This window comes from Vagococcus elongatus (assembly GCF_003987645.1).
GTDB classification, from domain to species: Bacteria; Bacillota; Bacilli; order Lactobacillales; family Vagococcaceae; genus Vagococcus_A; species Vagococcus_A elongatus.
Window position 1 is genome coordinate 155,731 of record NZ_NGKA01000001.1, and the last position, 20,373, is coordinate 176,103.

Consider the following 20,373-nt stretch of genomic DNA (forward strand, 5'->3'; position numbering starts at 1 on the left):
TGAAAATTATGTTATAAAAATATAATTGTTTTTTGGTAATTTTAAACGTCTAATAAAGGGGATTCAACTTTAGTTGATACTAAGTAAAGGAGAAGGATTAGTGAAAAGGTTAAACTTGCGATTGTGTTCATTTATGGCTATATTATGCGTCCTGATGAGTCTTGTGCCTCAAAAAGTTTATGCGGAAAGTCCTTCAATGATGGATTTGATCAATGAGTCGGGCTATGAAGCAGAAGAATATAACCAGCCTAAATCTGCGTTTTTGATTGATGCTAACACGGGAAAATATTTATGGAGCGAAAATCCAGATGTTTCTAGAAATCCTGCAAGCATTATCAAGTTGTTGGTCGTCTACTTAACTTACGAAGCCATCAGAGAAGGTAAAATCAGTTTGGAGACGGAAGTGACTGCCACCCGTCGTCATGCGGCTATTTCTCAAATATATGAATTAAGCAATAGTAAAATCGTCGAAGGCGTGTCCTATCCAGTAAAAGAATTATTTCCGATGGTTTTTGTTCCGTCATCTAATGTGGCCACCATCATGCTGTCAGAATTAGTAGAAAATGACCCCGTAGCTTTCATCTCAAAAATGAATGAAAAAGCACAGGAGCTTGGCATGGAAAATACAACAATCTACAATGCCACGGGAGCACAAATTTCGGCTTTTCAAGGTTTATATGCTGAGGAAGGCGTCGATATCAGTGCACTTCAGCCAACAACAGACAATGTGTCCACTGCAAAAGATGTGGCAGTTTTTACTTATCATTTATTGGATAATTTTCCTGAAGTACTTGAATACTCCAACCGTTCACAAGTAACAGTGATGGCGGGGACTCCTTATGAACAGACTTTTGATTCTTATAACCATTCCTTGCCCGGGGCAGCTCATGATTATGAGGGAGTGGACGGTTTAAAAACCGGTTCCAGCGAGTCGGGCGGTTTTAATATTTCCATGACAGCAAAACGAGGTGATTTGCGGATGATCGCAGTTGTGCTGGGTGTAGGCGATTGGTCTGATCAAAATGGGGAGTATTATCGCCACCCATTTGCTAATGCGATGATGGATTATGGCTTCAATCACTTCGAATACAAAGAGCTTCTACCTGCGGGAAAACAGCAAGTAAACGAAGAAAATATCGTTTTATCAGATACGGTGTGGGACTTGGTACCAAAAGGGGAGACACCAGGTTTTAATTTAGGGGAAGATGATCTTTTAGAAGTAGAGAATAGTTTAGCACCTGCTTCTCCAACAATTTCTCCTGTCAAAGTTCCTTTTGAAAGAGAAAAATCAATCATCAATAAAATGGATTTAAGTGCCCTTGACAATAAAGATGCCAGCCTTGGGGAAAAGGTATTCAAAACAGTTTTCGATAATCTTTTGTTGTTAATCAGTATTCTTGCTCTGATAGCTTTAATTATCTTGGTTATTGTCACGAAGGTGGCAGCTAATCGCAGGAAAAAAAGAAGGCAGATGACTAGACAGTCAAGAGGCAGAAGGTCACGTTAATTACCATCAAAACACTAATCAAATAACAATGATTAGTGTTTTTTGTTTTTTAATTAATTTTCTACTTCAACATGGTGATATCAATAAAAACGGGAGAACGTATGACGAACGATCTATCTTTCGTTTTCATTGATTATTCGTCTTTTTTCACTATCGCTTACATTAGCAAAAAAAGATAGCGGTAACAATGAAAATCATCCGAAATATATGGTATTATAGTAAGTGTAATAGTAATATTTTTATTTTCGTTTAGCGCTTGTAAATTGATTATTTACCATTAAATTGAAAGTAGGTGAAAATATGGTTGAAAAACCGACCGAGATCGAACAAAATACTTTGATTAGAAAGGAGAAAGACACGTTCAAAACTGGCGAAAATTTTTCCGCTCAACGTTTTTTAGGTTTACATAAGGAAACTGAAGATCGCTATACTTTCAGACTCTGGGCTCCGAATGCGGAAAAAGTCTGGGTAGTTGGAGATTTTAATCAGTGGGAGCAAACAGATTTGATGACCTTTGATTCCGAGTGTGGCATTTGGGAGATTACACTTGAAACGCCACAGAAAGATCAGCTGTATAAGTTTAGAATCCAACAGCAAGGCGGGACTATCATCGATAAGATAGATCCATTTAGTTTTAAATTTGAAAAGCGTCCCAATAATGCGGCAGTGATTTATGATTTTCCTGAAAAAAAATGGCGTGACGGTCTCTGGTTTGCAAGAAAAAAGAGAAGCAATTATTTTAGACGTCCGATGAATATTTATGAAGTTCACAGTAGTTCATGGCGTCAGCGTCCAGATGGGACTCCATATTCTTTCAAAGAGTTAAAAGATGAGATGATCCCTTATGTTAAAAAAATGGGATACACACATATCGAGTTTATGCCGCTGATGGAACACCCCCTCGGCAGATCATGGGGCTATCAGCTGACGGGCTATTTTGCCCTTAGTTCATATTTCGGCACACCAGAAGAATTTCAAGATTTTGTCGAAGCTTGCCACTTATCAAACATTGGCGTGTTGATAGATTGGGTGCCAGGGCATTTTTCAGTTAACAACGATGCATTGGCTTATTACGATGGGACACCGCAGTTTGAATATTTTGATCCTGATCGGGCGAAAAATATCCGCTGGGGCAGCTTGAATTTTGATTTGGGCAAACCCGAAGTTCAAAGTTTTTTGATTTCCTGCGTATTATTTTGGATAGAAGAATACCATGTGGATGGCATTCGAGTAGATGCGGTGTCAAGCATGATTTATCGTGACTATGATGATGGCCCATGGACTCCGAACCATGAGGGAGGAAATCGTAACTTAGAAGGGTATTATTTCTTACAAAAATTAAACGCGGTGATAAAAGGCCGCCATCCAGAAGTTTTGATGATTGCAGAAGAAAGCTCCTCTGAAACAAAAGTAACAGGTTTGATCGAGACCGGTTCCTTAGGATTTGATTTTAAGTGGAACATGGGTTGGATGAACGACGTTTTAAGATTTTACGAATTAGATCCTATTTACCGAAAAGACAATTTTAATTTGATTACTTTTTCATTTATGTATATGCATAATGAAAATTATATTTTGCCCCTTTCCCACGATGAAGTTGTTCACGGGAAAAAAAGCCTCATGCATAAAATGTGGGGCGACCGCTACAAACAGTTTGCTCAACTTCGTAATTTATTCACGTACATGATTACCCATCCAGGAAAGAAGCTTCTGTTTATGGGTAGTGAGTGGGGACAATTTTTAGAATGGAAATTTGATGAAGAGCTGGAATGGGTAGATTTAAATGACCCTCTCAATCAGTCCATGCAATTTTTTACAGAACAACTCAACCAATTTTACAAAGATGAACGGGCATTATGGGAGTTGGACAATACTCATGAAACCCTTGAAGTGATTGATGCAGATAATTCTGATGAAACTGTTTTAAGTTTTATTCGTCAGGGCAAACGTAAAAAGGACTTTTTAATCGTGATATTAAATATGACACCTGTTGAGAGAAGAAACTTCACTGTAGGCGTGCCATATCCGGGAACGTATACGGAAGTCTTTAATACGGAAATGAAAGAATTTGGAGGGACATGGACTGCTCATAATCCGGAGTGTCAAACAGTGCCTCAAGAATTTAAACATTATACAGATGTTATCAAAACGACAGTACCAGCTTTAGGTGCGATTATTTTGAGACCAGATTCAATCAACACTAGGAGAGGTAGATAAAGAAAGGAGGATGGTGGAGGATTTTTTCCACCAAACACATTATGAAAAATGATATGCTAGCAATGATTTTAGCTGGCGGGCAGGGCACTCGTTTAGGAAAAATAACTAAAACTATTGCCAAGCCGGCCGTACCTTTCGGGGGGCGTTACCGCATTATCGACTTTACATTGAGTAACTGTGCCAACTCACGCATCGGAAATGTGGGTGTCGTCACGCAATACCAGCCTTTGACTTTGAACCGCCATATCGGTAATGGTGCCAGTTGGGGATTGGATGGTATAGATACCGGAGTAACGATTTTACAACCTTTCTCCAGTTCTGAAGGAAGCAAGTGGTTTGCTGGGACTGCACATGCTATTTATCAAAACATAGATTATATTAATGACATCAATCCCCAGTATATTTTGATTCTTTCGGGAGACCACATTTACAAAATGGATTATGGTGAAATGCTGGAGACCCACCAAAAAAACAATGCTTCATTGACGATTGCCGTCATTGAAGTACCGACGGAAGAGGCCTCACGTTTTGGTATCATGAATATAGATGAAAATGATCGTATCATCGAATTTGAAGAGAAGCCTGAGAATCCAAAAAGTAATTTAGCGTCTATGGGTATCTACATTTTCAATTGGGAACGTTTAAAGAATATTCTGATCAATAGTTACAACAAAGAAGACAATATGCTGGATTTTGGTCAACACGTCATACCGTTTTATTTAAATAGTGCAGAAAATGTGTTTGTCCATCGCTTTGAAGGTTATTGGAAAGACGTTGGAACGATTGATTCTCTGTGGCAGTCTAACATGGATTTTATCAGTCCTGATAACGAGCTGAATATGAGAGACAAAGGTTGGAGAGTCTTTGGAAAAAATACGATATCTCCGCCACATTTCCTTACAAAAACTGCCTCAGTTTCACACTCGTTAATTGTGGACGGCTGTTTCGTTTCTGGAAAAGTAGAAAATAGTATTTTATCCAGCGATGTTCAGGTCAAGGAAAATGCAGTCATCAAAGACAGTTTTATTATGCCTGGTGCAGTGATCGGTAAAGGAGCGTACATTAATCGGGCAATTGTCGGAGAACATGCCATTATCGGTACAGACGCTGTGATTGATGGAACAGATGAGATTGCAGTGGTTGGCTACTCAGAAGTGATAGGAGTGAAAATCGATGAGAACTAATAAACTATGTGCTGTATTATCAGGAATCAAAAAATTTGAAGATTTAAAACCATTGACAAATAAGCGGCCTCTTGCTACACTGCCATTTGATTGTAAATACCGGCTGATAGATTTTCCTCTTTCGAGTATTGTCAATGCCTCAATCAACACTATTTTTATGATATTTAATGAAGATGAAACCCAGTCAGTTTTTGACCACTTAGGCGGAGGGAAAGAATGGAATTTGGATGCTATCCAGCACCATTACTTTATCCATCTCTATCAGGAATTCCTCAAGAAAAAAGAGCGGGGCGAGCCGTATTATGATAAATTGATTGATTATTTACATAAATCAAAATCTGAATACACCGTCGTGATGGGAAGTAAAATCCTTTGTAATATCGATTTGCAGGCAGTGTTGAACGTGCATCAGAATCAGAAAAATGATATCACTGTCGTGTACAAGCGTGTTCCAGAAAACCGTATCATGGCTACTGACAATCTCTTAAACCTTAGCGACACAGGGACTATCACCGGAGCATATCTTCTCGAAGATGCCCAGGAGAGAGGGGACGCTCACAACTTATCTATGGAAATATATATGGTTCAAACAGAATGGCTCATTGATTTACTGGAAAAAGGACAGATGGAAGGTTCTTCTGCCGACCTTCATGTCATCATTCAGAGCCAAATACAAAAAATTAAAAGTTCTGCTTATGAATACACTGGTTATTTGGGCAATATCTTTGATATAGACTCTTATTATCAAGTCAGCATGGACATGTTAGAGGTCAACAAATTTAACTCCCTTCTTTATTCGAACAAAAAAATCTATACAAAACTGAAAAATGAAGTGCCTACGTATTACTCAGAGAATTCTCAAGTGAAGAACAGTCATTTTGCTACCGGTTGTTTTATTGAAGGAAATGTTAAAAATTCATTGTTGTCAAGAAAAACAATCATTAAATCTGGTGCAGAAGTGGCAGATTCTATCGTCTTGCCAAATGTTTCTATTGAGGAAAATGCCACAGTTAAATATGCGATTTTGGATAAAAATGTCATCGTTGAAAGCGGGGCAGAAGTCATCGGTACTCCTGACAATATTAAAGTTGTTGCAAAAGGAGCAGTCGTTTCCAAAGAAGGTTAAGGAAGGGTTGACGTATGAAAATTTTATTTGCAGCTGCTGAGTGTGCTCCGTTTTTCAAATCAGGTGGTCTTGGTGATGTGGTAGGAGCACTCCCTAAAGAGCTAATCAAACAAAATCAAGAAGTGGCGGTTGTTTTACCGTTGTTTAAGAATTTACCGGAAAAATACCGCAAGGATTTGGAACACTTACTGGACTTTACAGTCAATGTAGGCTGGCGAAAACAATATTGCGGCATCAAACGCCTTGTTTATCAAAATGTAACCTATTATTTTATTGATAACTTGTACTACTTTGACCGCGACGGCATTTATGGGTATTATGACGACGGAGAACGCTTTGCTTTCTTCCAGCAAGCAGTCATCGAGATGATGGAGAAAATCGATTTTATTCCCGATGTTTTGCATGTTCACGACTATCATACCGGAATGATTCCTTACTTGCTGAAAGAAAAATATCATTGGGTTGAAGCCTATCGTCAAATCAAAACCGTCTTAACCATCCATAACATGGAATTTCAGGGGCAGTGCAGTGAAAGTGTTTTGCATAATTTGTTTGGTATCGGCTTGGAAAGATACCATGATGGGACTATCCGTATTGATGATGGCATTAATTTTCTCAAAGCTGGCATTATTTATGCCGATAAAGTCAATACTGTCAGTCCGTCATATGCACAAGAAATTCAAACTCCAGAATTTGGGTTTGGATTAGACGGCATTTTGCGAATGGTTGCCGGAAAACTTTCTGGTATTTTGAACGGGATTGATTATGATATCAATAACCCTAAAACAGACCCTCATTTATTTGCGAATTTTTCTGTGGATGACTTGGCTGGTAAAAAAACCAACAAAAAAATGTTGCAGAACATGGTGAATTTACCAGAAAAAGACGTGCCTTTGATTGGTGTCGTCAGTCGTTTGACCAACCAAAAAGGCTTTCAGCTTGTAGCGGAAGAATTTGAAAATCTGATGCAATTTGATTGTCAGTTGGTTCTCTTGGGAACAGGAGATGCTGGTTTTGAAAATTTCTTTAAGTATATGGGAAATAAATATCCTGAACAATTCTCAGCTAATATTCTTTTCGATGCTTCGTTTGCTCAAAAAATTTATGCCGGTTCAGATATTTTTCTGATGCCCTCAGCCTTTGAACCTTGCGGATTATCGCAAATGATTGCGATGCGGTACGGGACGCTTCCTATCGTTCACGAAGTGGGAGGCTTAAAAGATACGATCATTCCGTATAATCCAGTAACATCTCAAGGGGACGGCTTTGGCTTCTCACAGTTTCAAGGGTTCTTCATGATGGAAACTTTAAAATTGGCTCTGACCACTTATGCTACTGATAAAAAAGCATGGGAAATTATGATACATCGAGCAATGTCAAAGAACTTTAGTTGGGAGCATTCGAGTAAAGAATACCTTAATTTGTATGCCAGTCTTGTAAAATAGAAAAAATAATGAAAAGTATTAAGATAATTTAACTCCTCTTTATAATGGATTTTTGATTCATAAAAGAGGAGTAGATTCATCTTAGGAATCACGATTGTGTGTCGTTATGAAGGAGAAAACAATGAAAATCACAAAGGAACAGTTCCAAAAAGAATTTAAAAACCGTTTAAATGAAAAGTACGCTATGGGGGTCGAAGATGCGTCAGCCAATGAATTATATAATACACTTGGCTCAATGATGCGTGCGGCTTATTCCTCAAAGTGGCACCACACATGGAAAAATTACTTAGCCAACCAGCAAAAGCAGGTTTACTACTTTTCCATAGAATTTTTACCCGGAAAACTGCTGGAAAGTAATCTATTAAATATGGATTGGCTGGAAGTGGTTGAAGAATCTTTAGAAGACATGGGCATAGATTTAAAAGAATTAATCAATGTCGAGCCTGATATGGGACTAGGTAATGGCGGGCTGGGACGTCTTGCTTCTTGTTTTATGGATTCTATCGCTTCTTGCGGATTGCCAGGCAATGGAAACGGCATTCGCTATCAATATGGGCTATTCAAACAAAAGTTTATTGATGGCTATCAAGTGGAATTACCCGATGATTGGCTAAATAATGGAAATGTTTGGGAAGTCAGAAAAGATAGCAAAGCTGTCAACGTGCATTTTTTTGGGGACGTTCATTTAGAAGAAGTAGAGTATGGGAAATTAAAGCCTGTCTATAAAAATCAGCAAATGCTGAGAGCTGTTCCCTACGATACAGGTATGATCGGCTATAAGAACGAGATGGTTAATACTGTTCGTTTGTGGTCTGTTGAAATACCAGCCTCTGAAGAGGTTCATTACCGCAGTATCGAAGAAAGACGTGCACTTGAAGACTTGACTGCCGTCTTATATCCGGATGATTCAAACGAAAAAGGCCGCTTGACACGTTTGGCTCAAGAATATTTCTTCGTTTCGGCTGGGATTCAAAGTATCGTTCGCTATTTCAAAACATTGAATGTTTCCATTCATAATATTCACGAGTACGTAGCTATTCATATCAATGACACTCATCCTGCGTTGTGTATCCCTGAATTTATGCGGATCTTACTGGATGAAGAAGATTTGACTTGGGAAGAAGCTTGGGCTATTACACTAAAAGTAATGAGCTACACCAACCATACAATCATGGCTGAAGCTATGGAAAAATGGTCAGTAGACATGATCAAAAGATTATTGCCAAGGATTTATCAAATCATTGAAGAAATAGACCGACGTTTTGTTGAAGATATGTCATTAAAAGTTTACGACGGAAAAGTTGTTGAAAACACAAAGATTATCAAGCATGGGGAAGTGCATATGGCACACCTTGCCATCATCGGCAGCCACAGTATTAATGGGGTGGCAAAACTACACTCAGAACTTTTGAAAACCACTGTGTTGCCTGATTTTTACTCGATTTATCCGAATAGATTTAACAATAAGACCAATGGGATTGCACAACGCCGCTGGCTGCAGTTGAGCAACCGTTCGTTATCTGAAGTATTGGATAAAACAATCGGAACTACTTGGCGTCATGACCCTCTTGATTTGAGACTGTTGCTTAATTATCAAGACGATGAAAAAGTCTTGGAAGAAATTTACCAGTCTAAACGAAAAAACAAGAAGAGATTGGCAGATTTCATCGAAGATCATTCCGGTATTGTTGTGTCTCCTGACGCAATCTTTGACGTTCAAATCAAAAGACTTCATGCGTACAAGAGACAGTTGCTCAATTTGATGCATATTATAAAGTGCTATCAGGACATCAAAGAAAATCCGGAAAGCAAACCACATCCGAGAGTATTTATTTTTGGTGCCAAAGCAGCGCCTAGCTATACTTATGCTAAAACGATTATCAAATGTATCAATGAGACGGCTCAGTTGATCAACAATGATCCTGATGTGAAGGACTTGATCAAAATCGTTTTCTTGGAAAACTATAATGTCTCTTTAGCAGAATTGATTATTCCTGCTGCAGATGTCAGTGAACAGATTTCTCTTGCTACAAAAGAAGCTTCCGGTACTAGTAATATGAAGCTGATGCTGAATGGTGCGGTGACTCTTGCCACACTGGATGGGGCAAATATAGAAATACGTGATGCTGTCGGAGACGAAAACATTTGTACTTTTGGTATCACTAAAGATGAAGTGTATGATTATTACCAGAACCAATCCTATTCTGCCGTTTCTTATTATGAGAATGATCCAGTCATCAGAAGAGTCATCGAAGCGTTTATTGATGGGACTATTCCAAACATCTATCATGAAGGTACTGAGATATTTGATTCCTTGATTCGATATAATGATGAATTCTTTGTTTTACGTGACTTCAAATCTTATGTTGAAGCACAGGAAAAAATCGAAGAGTGTTATAAGGATCAAAATCACTGGAGAAAAATGAGTTTGAGAAACATTGCTCACGCAGGCGCATTTACTTCAGATGAAACAGTTAAGAATTATGCTGATGAGATATGGCACATTGATACATTGCCAAATTATGGAGACGAGAAGGGTTTGGAATGATGGAAGTTTACTATGATTCTTGGGATTTGTCGTACAAACGGCCGTTTGGCGCAGTTATGGTCGATACGACAGTTGATTTTTTCATTCGTTGTCAACTATCCGGGGACATTAAGATGTTTTTGATTATCCAGAAAGAAAACGAAAAGCCAGAAGTATTAGAAATGATTCGGTGCGCTGAAGCAGAATTTAATGTCCACCACACAATCGACAAAGGAAAAGGCATGTACTTTTACTATTTTCAGATTAGTCGTGAAACAGAAGAGGGTGTACAGCTCTATTATTATGGTCAGCAGGAGTTTGGCGGCGAAGGAGTGCTGGTCCATGATATCGACCACCTAACGCCTTATCAACTCACTTGTTTTGACCATGTGGACGATGTGCCTGAATGGTACCAAAATGGGGTAGCTTATCAGATTTTTCCAGATCGCTTTTTCAATGGGAATGAGAATGGTTTGATCAATCATCCAAGAAAGAACACATTTATTTATGCAACAACCGATGATGATCCCCTTTATGTAAAAAATGAAAAGCATGAAATTATCCGCTGGGATTTTTTCGGTGGAAACTTGACAGGGATCGAAAAAAAAATCCCTTATTTAAAAGATCTGGGAGTCACTATTCTTTATTTGAACCCCATTTTTAGAGCGAGCAGCAATCACCGGTATGATACGGATGACTATTTAGAAATCGACTCTATTTTAGGTACTTACGAAGACTTCTTGTCATTAACAGAAAAGTTGCATGAGGCCGGTATTCGTGTGATTCTGGATGGCGTCTTTAGTCATGTGGGCTGGAATAGCCGCTACTTCAATCGCAATAAGCAGTTTGGCGAGAATGAGGGAGCCTATAATGATCCAAACAGTCCCTATTTCCCTTGGTTTAGTTTTAGTGAGTATCCCGAGAATTATAAGTCATGGTGGGGAGTGAAAGATCTCCCGGTACTTAATAAACAAGATAGCAGTTTTCAGCAATTTATTTACGGCGATGATGAGGACAGTGTGTTATCAAAGTGGACACCTTTAATAGATGGCTGGCGTTTAGATGTTGCAGATGAATTACCTGATTTCTTCATTGAAAATATTAGAAAAAAAATGGATAATTATCCAGATAAAGTTTTGATCGGTGAAGTTTGGGAAGATGCTTCAAATAAAATTTCTTATAATCAGCGCCGCGACTACATTTTAGGCAGTCATTTGCACGGTGTGATGAATTATCCGCTGCGTCAAGACATTTTGGACTTTCTTCATGGGATTTCTTCTGCAGAAAGAATTTGCAGGCATCTCGAGACGCTTAAAGAAAATTATCCGAGAGCAGCCTTTTACAATAGTTTTAATAATCTTGGCACCCATGATACCGAAAGGATTTTAACTCTTTTAAATCATGATAAGAAAGCTTTGGATTTAGCTCTTGGTTTTATGTTTTCGATGCCGGGGATACCTTGTGTTTATTATGGTGACGAAGCCGGTTTAACAGGGGGGAAGGACCCGGAAAATCGCAAGTTTTTCCCATGGGGTAAAGAAGACACTGACATCCAAGTTTTATTCAAAAAGTGGATCAAACTAAGAAAAGACTCTAAAGCTTTTCAATCAGGCGGGTTAGATGTTTGTTATTTTGATGATTTGTTGGGGATCGTCAGATACACGAAAGATGATTATGTTTTTTATATCATGAATCCGACTGATAGAGACTATACATTAAATGGTTCAGATTTGAAATTTGTCAGAAAAAATCCTTTGATCCAATCAGAGTTGAGTAAAATCAAGGACCAAATCATTTTATCCAAGGATTATCATTTAGTCACCGGAAAAATAGATATCGTTCTTGAATAAAGAGGACTGGTACTCCTGTTGCCTCTCAATAGGAGTGCCAGTCTTTTTATTTTTAATCCTACAAAAACCAAATAGTGGTGTGCTAATTTATATCACCATGATATTTTAAAGAGTTTTATGTATGAGAAGCATAAAGGCTCCCAAAAGCGGCTTAAAATACCACTTGAAGAATTTAATTTTATTGGTATAATAAATAGGTAGTTGTTTTACGGGGGTATAGCTCAGTTGGGAGAGCGCTTGCATGGCATGCAAGAGGTCAGCGGTTCGAGACCGCTTATCTCCATCAATAAAAAACGTTACTTGACCGTTAATTTGTAGTTTAAAATTGACGGTCAAGTTTTTTTTGTATGCTGACTCATCGCTGGATTTGAATAATTTCATCAAAGATATCTAAAAATTCTTGATTGGTACTATGAGTAACTACGATAACTAAATGGTTGTCTAATTGCTTAATAAATTCACTTACAATTTTTTCGTTTTTAGCATCTAATCCCGTGGTAGGTTCATCAAAAATCAAAATTTGTGATTGTTGATAAATACTTCTGGCAAAGTCTAGCCGCCTACGTTCGCCACCAGAAAGATTAAACACATTTTCGCCTTCACCCAGCAACGTCCGGCTTCCTTTAGGGGTACTTTTGAGCCATTCTTTTAGCCCTGCATTTTCTAATGCTTTAATAACAAGTGCAGTGTCTTCGTGTTTTAGCATGGAAACATTTTTAGCGATAGTATCATTAAAAATATCGGTAGTTTGACTGATAAAAGAAATTTTCGAATAAAAAGACTCTAAGTCGATAGCTTTGACGTTTATTTCATCTATTTTTATCTCACCCGCAGTTGGTTTATAAATTCTTGCAAGCAAATTGACCAAGGTTGATTTACCGCTGCCGCTTTCGCCGACAATCGCATATTTTTTTCCATTTAAAAATTTAAAATTAAACGTTTCAACAATCATTCGCTCAGCAATCTGAAAAGAAACGTTGTTAAATGTAATTGAATTAAAATTATCAGGCATCATCAGTTGTTCGTGTGTTGTTCCGGCTTTTTCTTCCAGGGTATTTAAAATATTATTGACTACTTTTTGACTAGCTGATAGCTCTGTATAAGAATCACTAAAAAATTGAATTGGTCCAGCAATCGTACTCATTAACTGGGTCATTGCGATTAATTGTGGGAATGTCAACTGGTCATTGATAATGAACCAAGCACCGATTATCCATGTCCCTGTATAAACCACATTGCCCAATCCATAAGAGATGGCATATGTTTTCCCCTGTGCTGAAAGAAAGTTAACCTTAGAGTCTTTCAAATGTTGATTTTTATTTACCAGCTTTTTATTCATATACTGAACACTATTGGCCAATTTCAAAGTTTTAAACTTCGTCGTGTATTCTTCAAAATTAGTAAGATAGTTTTTTTGTTCTTTCACCATGTCACTTTTTTTGCTGGATAAAATATTTTTAGCTATCCACGGTGAGAAAAGAGGGATAATTGAAATAATAACCATGGTAAGTGCAAATGAACTTTGTAACTGCAGAGCAGCCATCAAAGAAAAAATAAAAACAATAAATGTAAAAATAATACTCAACAAGGGGTTTAAGTATTCATCTTCGACTACTTTCAGGTCATTTACTAAGATGGAAGTAAATTCGGATTTGTCGTTATTTATCATTTGCGAAAGTGGGGTTCTTTTTATCTTCTTATTTAAATCCGATCTCATACTCATCATAACGTTTTGAACGACAATGGCTCGCTTTTTCCTAGGTAAGTAGTCCATGAAAGCCTCAAAAATCAAGTAAAAGAAAACAAAAATAGCAACTTTGAAAAATAAAGCTAAGTCTTTGGCTAATGCCACCTCAGAGATGATTTGGTAGACATAAGCCAGACCCACCTGTGCCATGGCGGCAATGATACAAATAAAAATATAAGATATTAATTTTTTCTTATGAATTGATAGATATTTTTTCAAAAGGATAACCACCTCACTATAATTTTTCTGGCAGGGTACCGGTATCTAATCAACTGACGTAGATCGTCAATTAGATAGACCAAAAAAACATCATTCATGGTACACTTGATATAATCATGTTTAGAAGGTTGTAATGAAATTCACATGATAATCTAAACCAATCTTACACCAAATGAATTCGTAATGATAGGAGCAGATTTTACTGAAAAGAATTTGAAGAGACTCTATTATCCTAGGATAATAGAAGAAGATGTCAGCTTTTTATGGGGAAGAGGATGAAAGTACGACATGTCTGGATTTATTTTCCTCAAGGGATGAAAGCGTTATAAATAAGGAGGAGTATTATGGCAATCATTGACAAAATAAATAAAGTGCTCGAAAAAGAGTTCGGGACAGTGGATTTGATCGTTAATTTGAAAGATGATAAAGAAATTAATGTTACGGAGTATGAAGAATTAAAAAAATGTGGCAAATGGCTAAAAGCATCAGGTACAATTCTTAGAGTAGAAACGGAATTAAGCGAAAAGAAATTAGCTGCTCTTATTTGCAAAGAAACTAAACTAACAGAAGATGATTTTACCATTACGAATGCAGCAGGACTATATATTCCATTTGTTTGATACAAAAGAGAAGCAACTTATGGATAATTAATTTTAAAATCGAAAATCTGCTCCGGTTCAAAAAAAATGTTTTGATTTTATTGTTATGGGATGTTCGATCGGAAATGGGATATCTACAAAGAAATTTATAAGAAAATATAATTTTGAACTCAGTTCTATTTCAACATTTATTATGTTTACTTCCTGCCATATTACTGGTCAGCATCTTTATTTTTTACTTGAAATTATCTTACGGAAAAATGCCAAATGCCAGTCTGTTATTTCTGTAGACCTCTGATTATACACTTATTAAAGTTTTTTTGAGGTAGGAGATATAGAGTAAGTAACTTTTGTGAAATTCATGCTAACAGGAGAAGATATTTATTAAGTAAAGTGATTTTGAGTTTTTTGATAGTAATCAAAATGAATAAAAAGGCGGGATTTGCCATGGTTGCAAATAAAAAGGCTTTAGTTTTTGTGTATGATGGGATGTCTTTGAGTGAAATAGCGTTGCTTACTGATTTTCTAACAGCGTTTCAATCTTCTGAACATTCATGGAAAATTGATACAGTTAGTTCTAAGAATCCCAGAATGATAAAAACAGAGGATTCATTCCAAATTATTCCAAATAAGATATTTTCTGAAATAGATTTTATGGATTATCAAGTGATTATTTTTAGTGGCATTATCGACCCATATTCCATCGCAAACGATCTAGACTTGATAAATTTTATCAAACCATTAGCTAATTTAACTGATAGACCGCTTATTGCAGCAATTTCTTCTGCTCCAATGCTTCTAGCCAAAGCGGAAATTTTAAAAGGTGTTAAGTTTACTTCAGGCTTATTTGAAGAAGCTCTAGATGAATTTGATTTTTTTGACAAAGCTAATATTATCAGAAAACCTGTCGTATACGATGAAAAAAATAATATCGTTACTGCTATCGGGTTTGCTTACAGAGAATTTGCTGTAAAAGTAGCAGAATTATTAGGGTTTGAGAATGCTGAACGAAGACTTGCTGGAGTTAGAACTGATCGACCGTATACGGATGAAGAATTGACGTTTTATAAAAAGCCCCAATAAATGCTATTTAATTGGAAAGAAAAAGGAACATGGGGAGCACCAAAACCGCTTTTCATAAAAAAAGCAGTTAATTGTTAAATCTTGTGGAAACATAATTTAGGATAGACAGAGTAAGTTTAAATGGAGGTCAAAATGTCTTATGTTATCGAAGTGAAAAATTTATCAGTAACCATCAAATCAACTAAGATTGTTGATGATGTGTCTTTATCTGTAAAAAAGGGAGAAGTGTTTGGGATTCTTGGCCCCAATGGCGCTGGCAAGACAACAACCATTGAATGCATCGAAGGAATACGGACTAATTATACAGGGGATATCTCAGTGTTGGGATTTAATCTGCTCAAGAATAGGACTGACTTGCTAAAGAAAATCGGCATACAGCTCCAAGAAGCAAGTTACCCAGACCGTCTAAAGGTCAAAGAAATATGCAAATTGTATTCTAGTTTTTATGAAAACCCTAAAGATTTTCATTCTTTGCTTGAAAGTATTGGCTTGCATCATCGGGTGAACACTCATTATTCTAAACTTTCTGGAGGAGAAAAACAGAAACTTTCAATAATTTTGGCATTGATTCCAGATCCTGAAATACTGTTTTTAGATGAACTGACTGCTGGTCTCGACCCGAGATCCAGAAGAGAAGTGTGGGACATCATTCTAAAGTTGAAAAAAGAAGGCATCACAATTATGACTACCACTCACTTTTTAGAAGAAGCAGAATATCTATGTGATAGAATATGTATTATGAATCAGGGCAAAATAGTTTACACTGAAACAATGTCAAATATTCAAAGTCTTTCAAGTAAACAAGTTGTTTTATCATCAAAAGATGAGATACCGCAAGAAGCGTTTATGGCTATCCCTTCAGTAGAAAAAGTTTCTGTAGAAGAGGACGTTTACACGATATTTTGTCAACCAGATATCTTTTTGAAAGAATTTAACAAGATTTCATCGCTGGGAAAATATGTGATTACAAACATAAACGTGAAGCAAGCAACGTTGGAAAGTATATATTTCGAGAAAACAGGTGAGAAAAATGAGTGAATTAATCGTTACACAATTTAAAGTCTTTTATCGAAATTTTATCAATGTATTTTTCGTTTTTGTTTTTCCAGTTTTCTTCATCATATTATTTGGAGAAATATATGGCAATGATCCCAGTTCTTTTTTTAATGGGAAGGGTACACTGGATGTGTCGACACCAGCTTATATTGCAATGATAATTTCAGTGACTGGAATTATGAGTTTTCCCCTGACCATTGCAAATTATAGGGAACAAAAGATTTTAAAAAGATTGAAAGCCACTCCCATGAATCCCGTGAATTTGCTTGTTTCAGAAATATTAGTAAATGTGGTCATGACTATTTTAGGAGTTATTTTGTTATTTTTTGTTGCTAGTATGAGATATGGAGTGGAGTTTTCAGGAAATCTGAAACAATTTATTTTAGCATTTTTACTTTCGATTTTTTCGACTTTTTCTATTGGAGGAGTCATCGCCAGTATCAGTTCAAATGTTAAAATGGCAAATGCAATAGCTAATTTGGTGTATTTTCCGATGTTATTTTTATCTGGTGCAACAATACCTATTGAGATAATGCCAGAATCAATTCAGGAGTTTTCAAAATTTATTCCTTTAACTCATGCGGTAAATCTTCTCAAAAAAACTTGGTTGGGAGAAGGTATTGCTTGGGGTTCTTCAAACGTAATCGTTCTTATAGTTATCTTGATAATATGCACAGCTATTTCAGCTTTCTATTTTAAGTGGGATTGAATAGAGTTGGATGGATGGAACCTTCAGTTTCAATCAGACAAAATGAAAATTGATTCAACTAATTGTTAACATTATTTTTAATATAATTTGATTTGTCAAATCAAGGGGGATTGGTCTATGTTCACTAAAACAAATTTTAAATGACAAGCACCGTTTTATTCTGACAACAGAATTTTTAGAAGATTATATTGTTCAAGAATTAGACTTTGTTCATTAAAAAAATTAGGATTTTTTATTGATAATAGGTACACATAACTGTAGTTATATGAACGGATACCAATAGCTAGTGAGACAAAATTCAAAAAATAGGAGGAAGTAACAATGGATAGACAGACATTCAGAGATTTTGCGAATCGACGAATTTTACAGACAACTTTAGAAATAACGGGGCAAACATACCCAAATATGCCTATACAATTCCCGCCATATTGCTGCTTAGTTTTTGGCGAAGATGAAATTACCATTTATAAAATTGTTCCGTTAACAAATACAAAAAAAAGCAAGAAAATATACGATGTTATTGCTTATAGAGACATTGAAGAAATTGAAATCAGTCCTGTTAAAAAGTTATCATTCGTTATTATAGCACTTGGGACAAGACTTAACTTAGATTTAATAATATCTTTAAGTGATGGGACCATCCTTCATTTCGAATGTGAAGATATGGTTATGTTGCCACAGTTATCATCGTTGCTCTCTATGCTTCAAGTACCATTTAAAGATCCTTTTGATCTGGTAGAAGTTTTTGAAAAATCAACTTCTGACAGAGCAGCGTATGATTATTTAGAAGAAAACCTAGAAAAAATTGCTGAACAAAAAAATATTAAACTTTTAAGATTAACCCAAATGGAAGATTAGAAAAAATTAGAAAGGATATTTAGCTTGGTCAAGTATTCCAAATATGTATGAGATCGAATTGTTGTATCAAACAAACTAAATTACCCTAAAATGAAAAGTATAAGCTAATATTAAAATGTTACATTTAATCTTGACATGTGCCTTACCAGTTTAACTCTTTCATGTCAAAATAAAGTGCAACATCCAGCAGTTCTCTGTTGGGTGTTTTTGTTATCTATATTCCACAACTGAGAGTTTATTGACAGCACTCATTAAAAGTGATATATTTATCACATGATACAAATACATCACACAGGGGGAGAAAGAATGTTTAACAAGAGGGTTAATTCATGGATGAGTGTTTTTGGCTTATTGGGTGTTTTAGGATTTTTAGGTTTTATAATGGAAGAACCTATATTTCTTACTTTTTTCACTTTTTTTGGATTTTTTGGTTTCTATTGGGAGGGAAAACTTAATAAAGAGAGAATCGACGAAAGACTAAAGGATAATTTTTCTAAGGCTCAAAGATATGGTTATCGACTAGGTATGACTTTAATCTTCTTAACAATAATACTGTGTTCAAGAGAGTTCAGTAATTATAAAAACACACTTATGCTCCAAATGACATTGATTAGCCTTGTAATTGCAATCACTTTAATTCTAGTACCAATGCTAACTTATCATTTTGATAAGGGGAATCTCGATGATTAAAAATGAAGTTAAAAATTATCGACTGAAAAAATCATTTACACAGCAGCAACTAGCAGATTTAACTAATGTAAGGCGTGAAACCATAGTTAGATTAGAAAAACAACTATATAATCCATCTCTAGAGTTAGCCATTAGAATATCGGATACCTTAGAACAAGATATTAAGATGTTATTTTCAATTGATGAATGAACCCCTGAAATTATTTCTTCATCTCCTGTAAATAACTCTCATGTGTCAGAATAAAGTGCAACAAGGGCTGATTCCATGAAGTTCATTATTGTTATTTTAATAGCTGGTAATGGAAAGGGAACCAAGTGCTGAAGTAGGCTATACTAGGTATTGATTGATTTGGAACTTGGATAGGATAGTCTTTAGAAAGAGCCGCCTTTCTTTTTATTTTAGGCTTTTTAAAGGATCGAATCGTATCCAAGAAGGTTCCTAGTCAAGCAATACCGGAATCTATTTACTTATTGAGGCCTTTACTAATATTTCAAGACCCAGTACACTGGATAATAAGCGCCTTAACAATTTGACATTCATTTCATTTTTAGGGGGTTTAATATGTCTTATACACATTTATCAGGAGAAGAACGTGGGAAAATTGAAGCATGGCTGTTTGAAGGTGTTGCTCAGTCAGAAATAGCCAACCGATTAGGACGGCATCGTTCCACTATTTCTAGAGAGATTAGACGCAACTCCGAAAAAAGAAAGGGTAATAGTATCGCAGCATTGCCTTATCAAGCAAGTAGTGCCAATAATTTAGCCAACTTGAGAAAAGCTAATTGTGGTTCTACCACAAAAGTAGCACGTTACAATATTAAGACGATAAAAAAATATTTGGAACTAAAATGGTCCCCCGACCAGATTGCCAACGCAGTTAAAAGTGTGACAGTTTGCAGAAACACTATCTATAACTGGATGTACTCGAAAATAATAGACTTTGATATCAAAAAACTGAGACATAAAGGAAAACGCTATAAGCGTAAATGTAAGGGGAGGGCGTTGCAGCGCCCTGACTCAACGTTTTATATTAATCACTCGATTGAGGACAGACCTCTGGGATGTATTGATCGTTCTGAATTTGGCCATTGGGAAGCCGATACTATCATTTCTAAACGTGGTGTAGCAAGTTGTCTTGCGACTTTTGTAGAAAGAAAGACACGTTTGTATGTCGCTATAAAAATACCAAAGAAAAACTCTGTCAGTATGTTGAGTGCCATCAAAACATTAGTAGACCGTTTTCCAAAAGGAGCTGTTAAATCGATTACTTGTGATCGTGGTGCCGAATTTGTCCATCAATTCAATATTGGGCTAGTTGAAGATACTTTTGGAGTGAAGATTTACTATGCAAACCCTTATTCACCACAAAAACGTGGTTCTAATGAATAGCACAATGGCCTGTTTAGAGAATATTTTCAAAGCCAGTAGGTTTTAATCGAGTTACACAAAACCAAATAGAACAGTCGACAGTTACTATGAATTTACGTCAAAAAAAAATTTTAAAATGGAAATCTGCAAATTATAGATTCAAATTGGAATGTTTAAAACTAAAACA

General features: G+C 36.2%; 16 protein-coding genes and 1 tRNA gene. 16 read left to right on the forward strand and 1 reads right to left on the reverse strand.

What is annotated here, in order from left to right:
- Positions 1-100 precede the first annotated feature (100 nt).
- From CBF29_RS00695 to CBF29_RS00730, 8 genes are all read left to right on the forward strand, one after another.
- On the forward strand, positions 101-1,507 hold the full coding sequence (locus CBF29_RS00695; RefSeq protein WP_126806219.1) for a serine hydrolase: 1,407 nt from the start codon (positions 101-103) through the stop codon (positions 1,505-1,507).
- Between the two features lie 300 nt (positions 1,508-1,807).
- Positions 1,808-3,724 carry a 1,4-alpha-glucan branching protein GlgB gene (gene glgB, locus CBF29_RS00700; protein WP_126806221.1) on the forward strand — a complete coding sequence of 639 codons (1,917 nt, stop codon included), beginning with the start codon at positions 1,808-1,810 and terminating at the stop codon, positions 3,722-3,724.
- Between the two features lie 41 nt (positions 3,725-3,765).
- Positions 3,766-4,908, forward strand: coding sequence for a glucose-1-phosphate adenylyltransferase (locus tag CBF29_RS00705; RefSeq protein ID WP_126806223.1), 1,143 nt, complete (start codon positions 3,766-3,768; stop codon positions 4,906-4,908).
- On the forward strand, positions 4,898-6,034 hold the full coding sequence (glgD, locus tag CBF29_RS00710) for a glucose-1-phosphate adenylyltransferase subunit GlgD (protein ID WP_126806225.1): 1,137 nt from the start codon (positions 4,898-4,900) through the stop codon (positions 6,032-6,034). Before CBF29_RS00705 ends, glgD begins: the two co-directional genes overlap by 11 nt.
- 14 nt (positions 6,035-6,048) lie before the next feature.
- Complete coding sequence (glgA, locus tag CBF29_RS00715; RefSeq protein WP_126806229.1) at positions 6,049-7,479, forward strand: glycogen synthase GlgA; 1,431 nt, start codon at positions 6,049-6,051, stop codon at positions 7,477-7,479.
- A 121-nt stretch (positions 7,480-7,600) separates the two neighbouring features.
- Positions 7,601-10,027 carry a glycogen/starch/alpha-glucan phosphorylase gene (locus CBF29_RS00720; RefSeq protein WP_126806231.1) on the forward strand — a complete coding sequence of 809 codons (2,427 nt, stop codon included), beginning with the start codon at positions 7,601-7,603 and terminating at the stop codon, positions 10,025-10,027.
- Positions 10,024-11,856: a glycoside hydrolase family 13 protein gene (locus tag CBF29_RS00725; RefSeq protein ID WP_245987216.1), complete on the forward strand. Its 1,833-nt coding sequence runs from the start codon at positions 10,024-10,026 to the stop codon at positions 11,854-11,856. Before CBF29_RS00720 ends, CBF29_RS00725 begins: the two co-directional genes overlap by 4 nt.
- 210 nt (positions 11,857-12,066) lie before the next feature.
- Positions 12,067-12,139: transfer RNA gene (locus CBF29_RS00730), tRNA-Ala, on the forward strand.
- A 72-nt stretch (positions 12,140-12,211) separates the two neighbouring features.
- Here CBF29_RS00730 and CBF29_RS00735 read toward each other — a convergent pair.
- Entirely contained in the window at positions 12,212-13,822 is a 1,611-nt protein-coding gene (locus CBF29_RS00735; protein WP_126806233.1) for an ABC transporter ATP-binding protein, read from the reverse strand.
- 344 nt (positions 13,823-14,166) lie between these two features.
- Here CBF29_RS00735 and CBF29_RS00740 point away from each other — a divergent pair, with 344 nt between their 5' ends.
- From CBF29_RS00740 to CBF29_RS00775, 8 genes are all read left to right on the forward strand, one after another.
- Positions 14,167-14,442, forward strand: coding sequence for a hypothetical protein (locus CBF29_RS00740; RefSeq protein WP_126806235.1), 276 nt, complete (start codon positions 14,167-14,169; stop codon positions 14,440-14,442).
- Positions 14,443-14,868: 426 nt separating this feature from the next.
- Entirely contained in the window at positions 14,869-15,504 is a 636-nt protein-coding gene (locus CBF29_RS00745; protein ID WP_170169945.1) for a DJ-1/PfpI family protein, read from the forward strand.
- 132 nt (positions 15,505-15,636) lie between these two features.
- The gene (locus tag CBF29_RS00750) at positions 15,637-16,542 is read left to right on the forward strand and encodes an ABC transporter ATP-binding protein (RefSeq protein WP_126806239.1); all 906 of its coding nucleotides are present in this window, start codon (positions 15,637-15,639) and stop codon (positions 16,540-16,542) included.
- Entirely contained in the window at positions 16,535-17,269 is a 735-nt protein-coding gene (locus tag CBF29_RS00755; protein WP_126806241.1) for an ABC transporter permease, read from the forward strand. Before CBF29_RS00750 ends, CBF29_RS00755 begins: the two co-directional genes overlap by 8 nt.
- A gap of 321 nt (positions 17,270-17,590) precedes the next feature.
- The gene (locus CBF29_RS00760) at positions 17,591-18,127 is read left to right on the forward strand and encodes a hypothetical protein (RefSeq protein ID WP_126806243.1); all 537 of its coding nucleotides are present in this window, start codon (positions 17,591-17,593) and stop codon (positions 18,125-18,127) included.
- A 306-nt stretch (positions 18,128-18,433) separates the two neighbouring features.
- Positions 18,434-18,817 (forward strand): DUF3796 domain-containing protein, encoded by a 384-nt coding sequence (locus tag CBF29_RS00765; protein WP_170169946.1) that lies wholly within the window; start codon positions 18,434-18,436, stop codon positions 18,815-18,817.
- A complete protein-coding gene (locus CBF29_RS00770; protein WP_126806247.1) occupies positions 18,810-19,007 on the forward strand; it encodes a helix-turn-helix transcriptional regulator in 198 nt (65 codons plus the stop codon). The genes CBF29_RS00765 and CBF29_RS00770 overlap by 8 nt, the downstream gene beginning before the upstream one ends.
- 372 nt (positions 19,008-19,379) lie before the next feature.
- The gene (locus tag CBF29_RS00775; protein WP_245987217.1) at positions 19,380-20,207 is read left to right on the forward strand and encodes an IS30 family transposase; all 828 of its coding nucleotides are present in this window, start codon (positions 19,380-19,382) and stop codon (positions 20,205-20,207) included.
- The last annotated feature ends 166 nt before the right edge of the window (positions 20,208-20,373 follow it).

What these genes read in the sequence shown, in the direction of transcription:
- glgB (WP_126806221.1), top strand. Translation starts at nt 1,808, where the DNA reads ATGGTTGAAAAACCGACCGAGATCGAACAAAATACTTTGATTAGAAAG.
- CBF29_RS00705 (WP_126806223.1), top strand. Translation starts at nt 3,766, where the DNA reads ATGAAAAATGATATGCTAGCAATGATTTTAGCTGGCGGGCAGGGCACT.
- glgD (WP_126806225.1), top strand. Translation starts at nt 4,898, where the DNA reads ATGAGAACTAATAAACTATGTGCTGTATTATCAGGAATCAAAAAATTT.
- glgA (WP_126806229.1), top strand. Translation starts at nt 6,049, where the DNA reads ATGAAAATTTTATTTGCAGCTGCTGAGTGTGCTCCGTTTTTCAAATCA.
- CBF29_RS00720 (WP_126806231.1), top strand. Translation starts at nt 7,601, where the DNA reads ATGAAAATCACAAAGGAACAGTTCCAAAAAGAATTTAAAAACCGTTTA.
- CBF29_RS00725 (WP_245987216.1), top strand. Translation starts at nt 10,024, where the DNA reads ATGATGGAAGTTTACTATGATTCTTGGGATTTGTCGTACAAACGGCCG.
- CBF29_RS00740 (WP_126806235.1), top strand. Translation starts at nt 14,167, where the DNA reads ATGGCAATCATTGACAAAATAAATAAAGTGCTCGAAAAAGAGTTCGGG.
- CBF29_RS00745 (WP_170169945.1), top strand. Translation starts at nt 14,869, where the DNA reads ATGGTTGCAAATAAAAAGGCTTTAGTTTTTGTGTATGATGGGATGTCT.
- CBF29_RS00750 (WP_126806239.1), top strand. Translation starts at nt 15,637, where the DNA reads ATGTCTTATGTTATCGAAGTGAAAAATTTATCAGTAACCATCAAATCA.
- CBF29_RS00755 (WP_126806241.1), top strand. Translation starts at nt 16,535, where the DNA reads ATGAGTGAATTAATCGTTACACAATTTAAAGTCTTTTATCGAAATTTT.
- CBF29_RS00760 (WP_126806243.1), top strand. Translation starts at nt 17,591, where the DNA reads ATGGATAGACAGACATTCAGAGATTTTGCGAATCGACGAATTTTACAG.
- CBF29_RS00765 (WP_170169946.1), top strand. Translation starts at nt 18,434, where the DNA reads ATGTTTAACAAGAGGGTTAATTCATGGATGAGTGTTTTTGGCTTATTG.
- CBF29_RS00770 (WP_126806247.1), top strand. Translation starts at nt 18,810, where the DNA reads ATGATTAAAAATGAAGTTAAAAATTATCGACTGAAAAAATCATTTACA.
- CBF29_RS00775 (WP_245987217.1), top strand. Translation starts at nt 19,380, where the DNA reads ATGTCTTATACACATTTATCAGGAGAAGAACGTGGGAAAATTGAAGCA.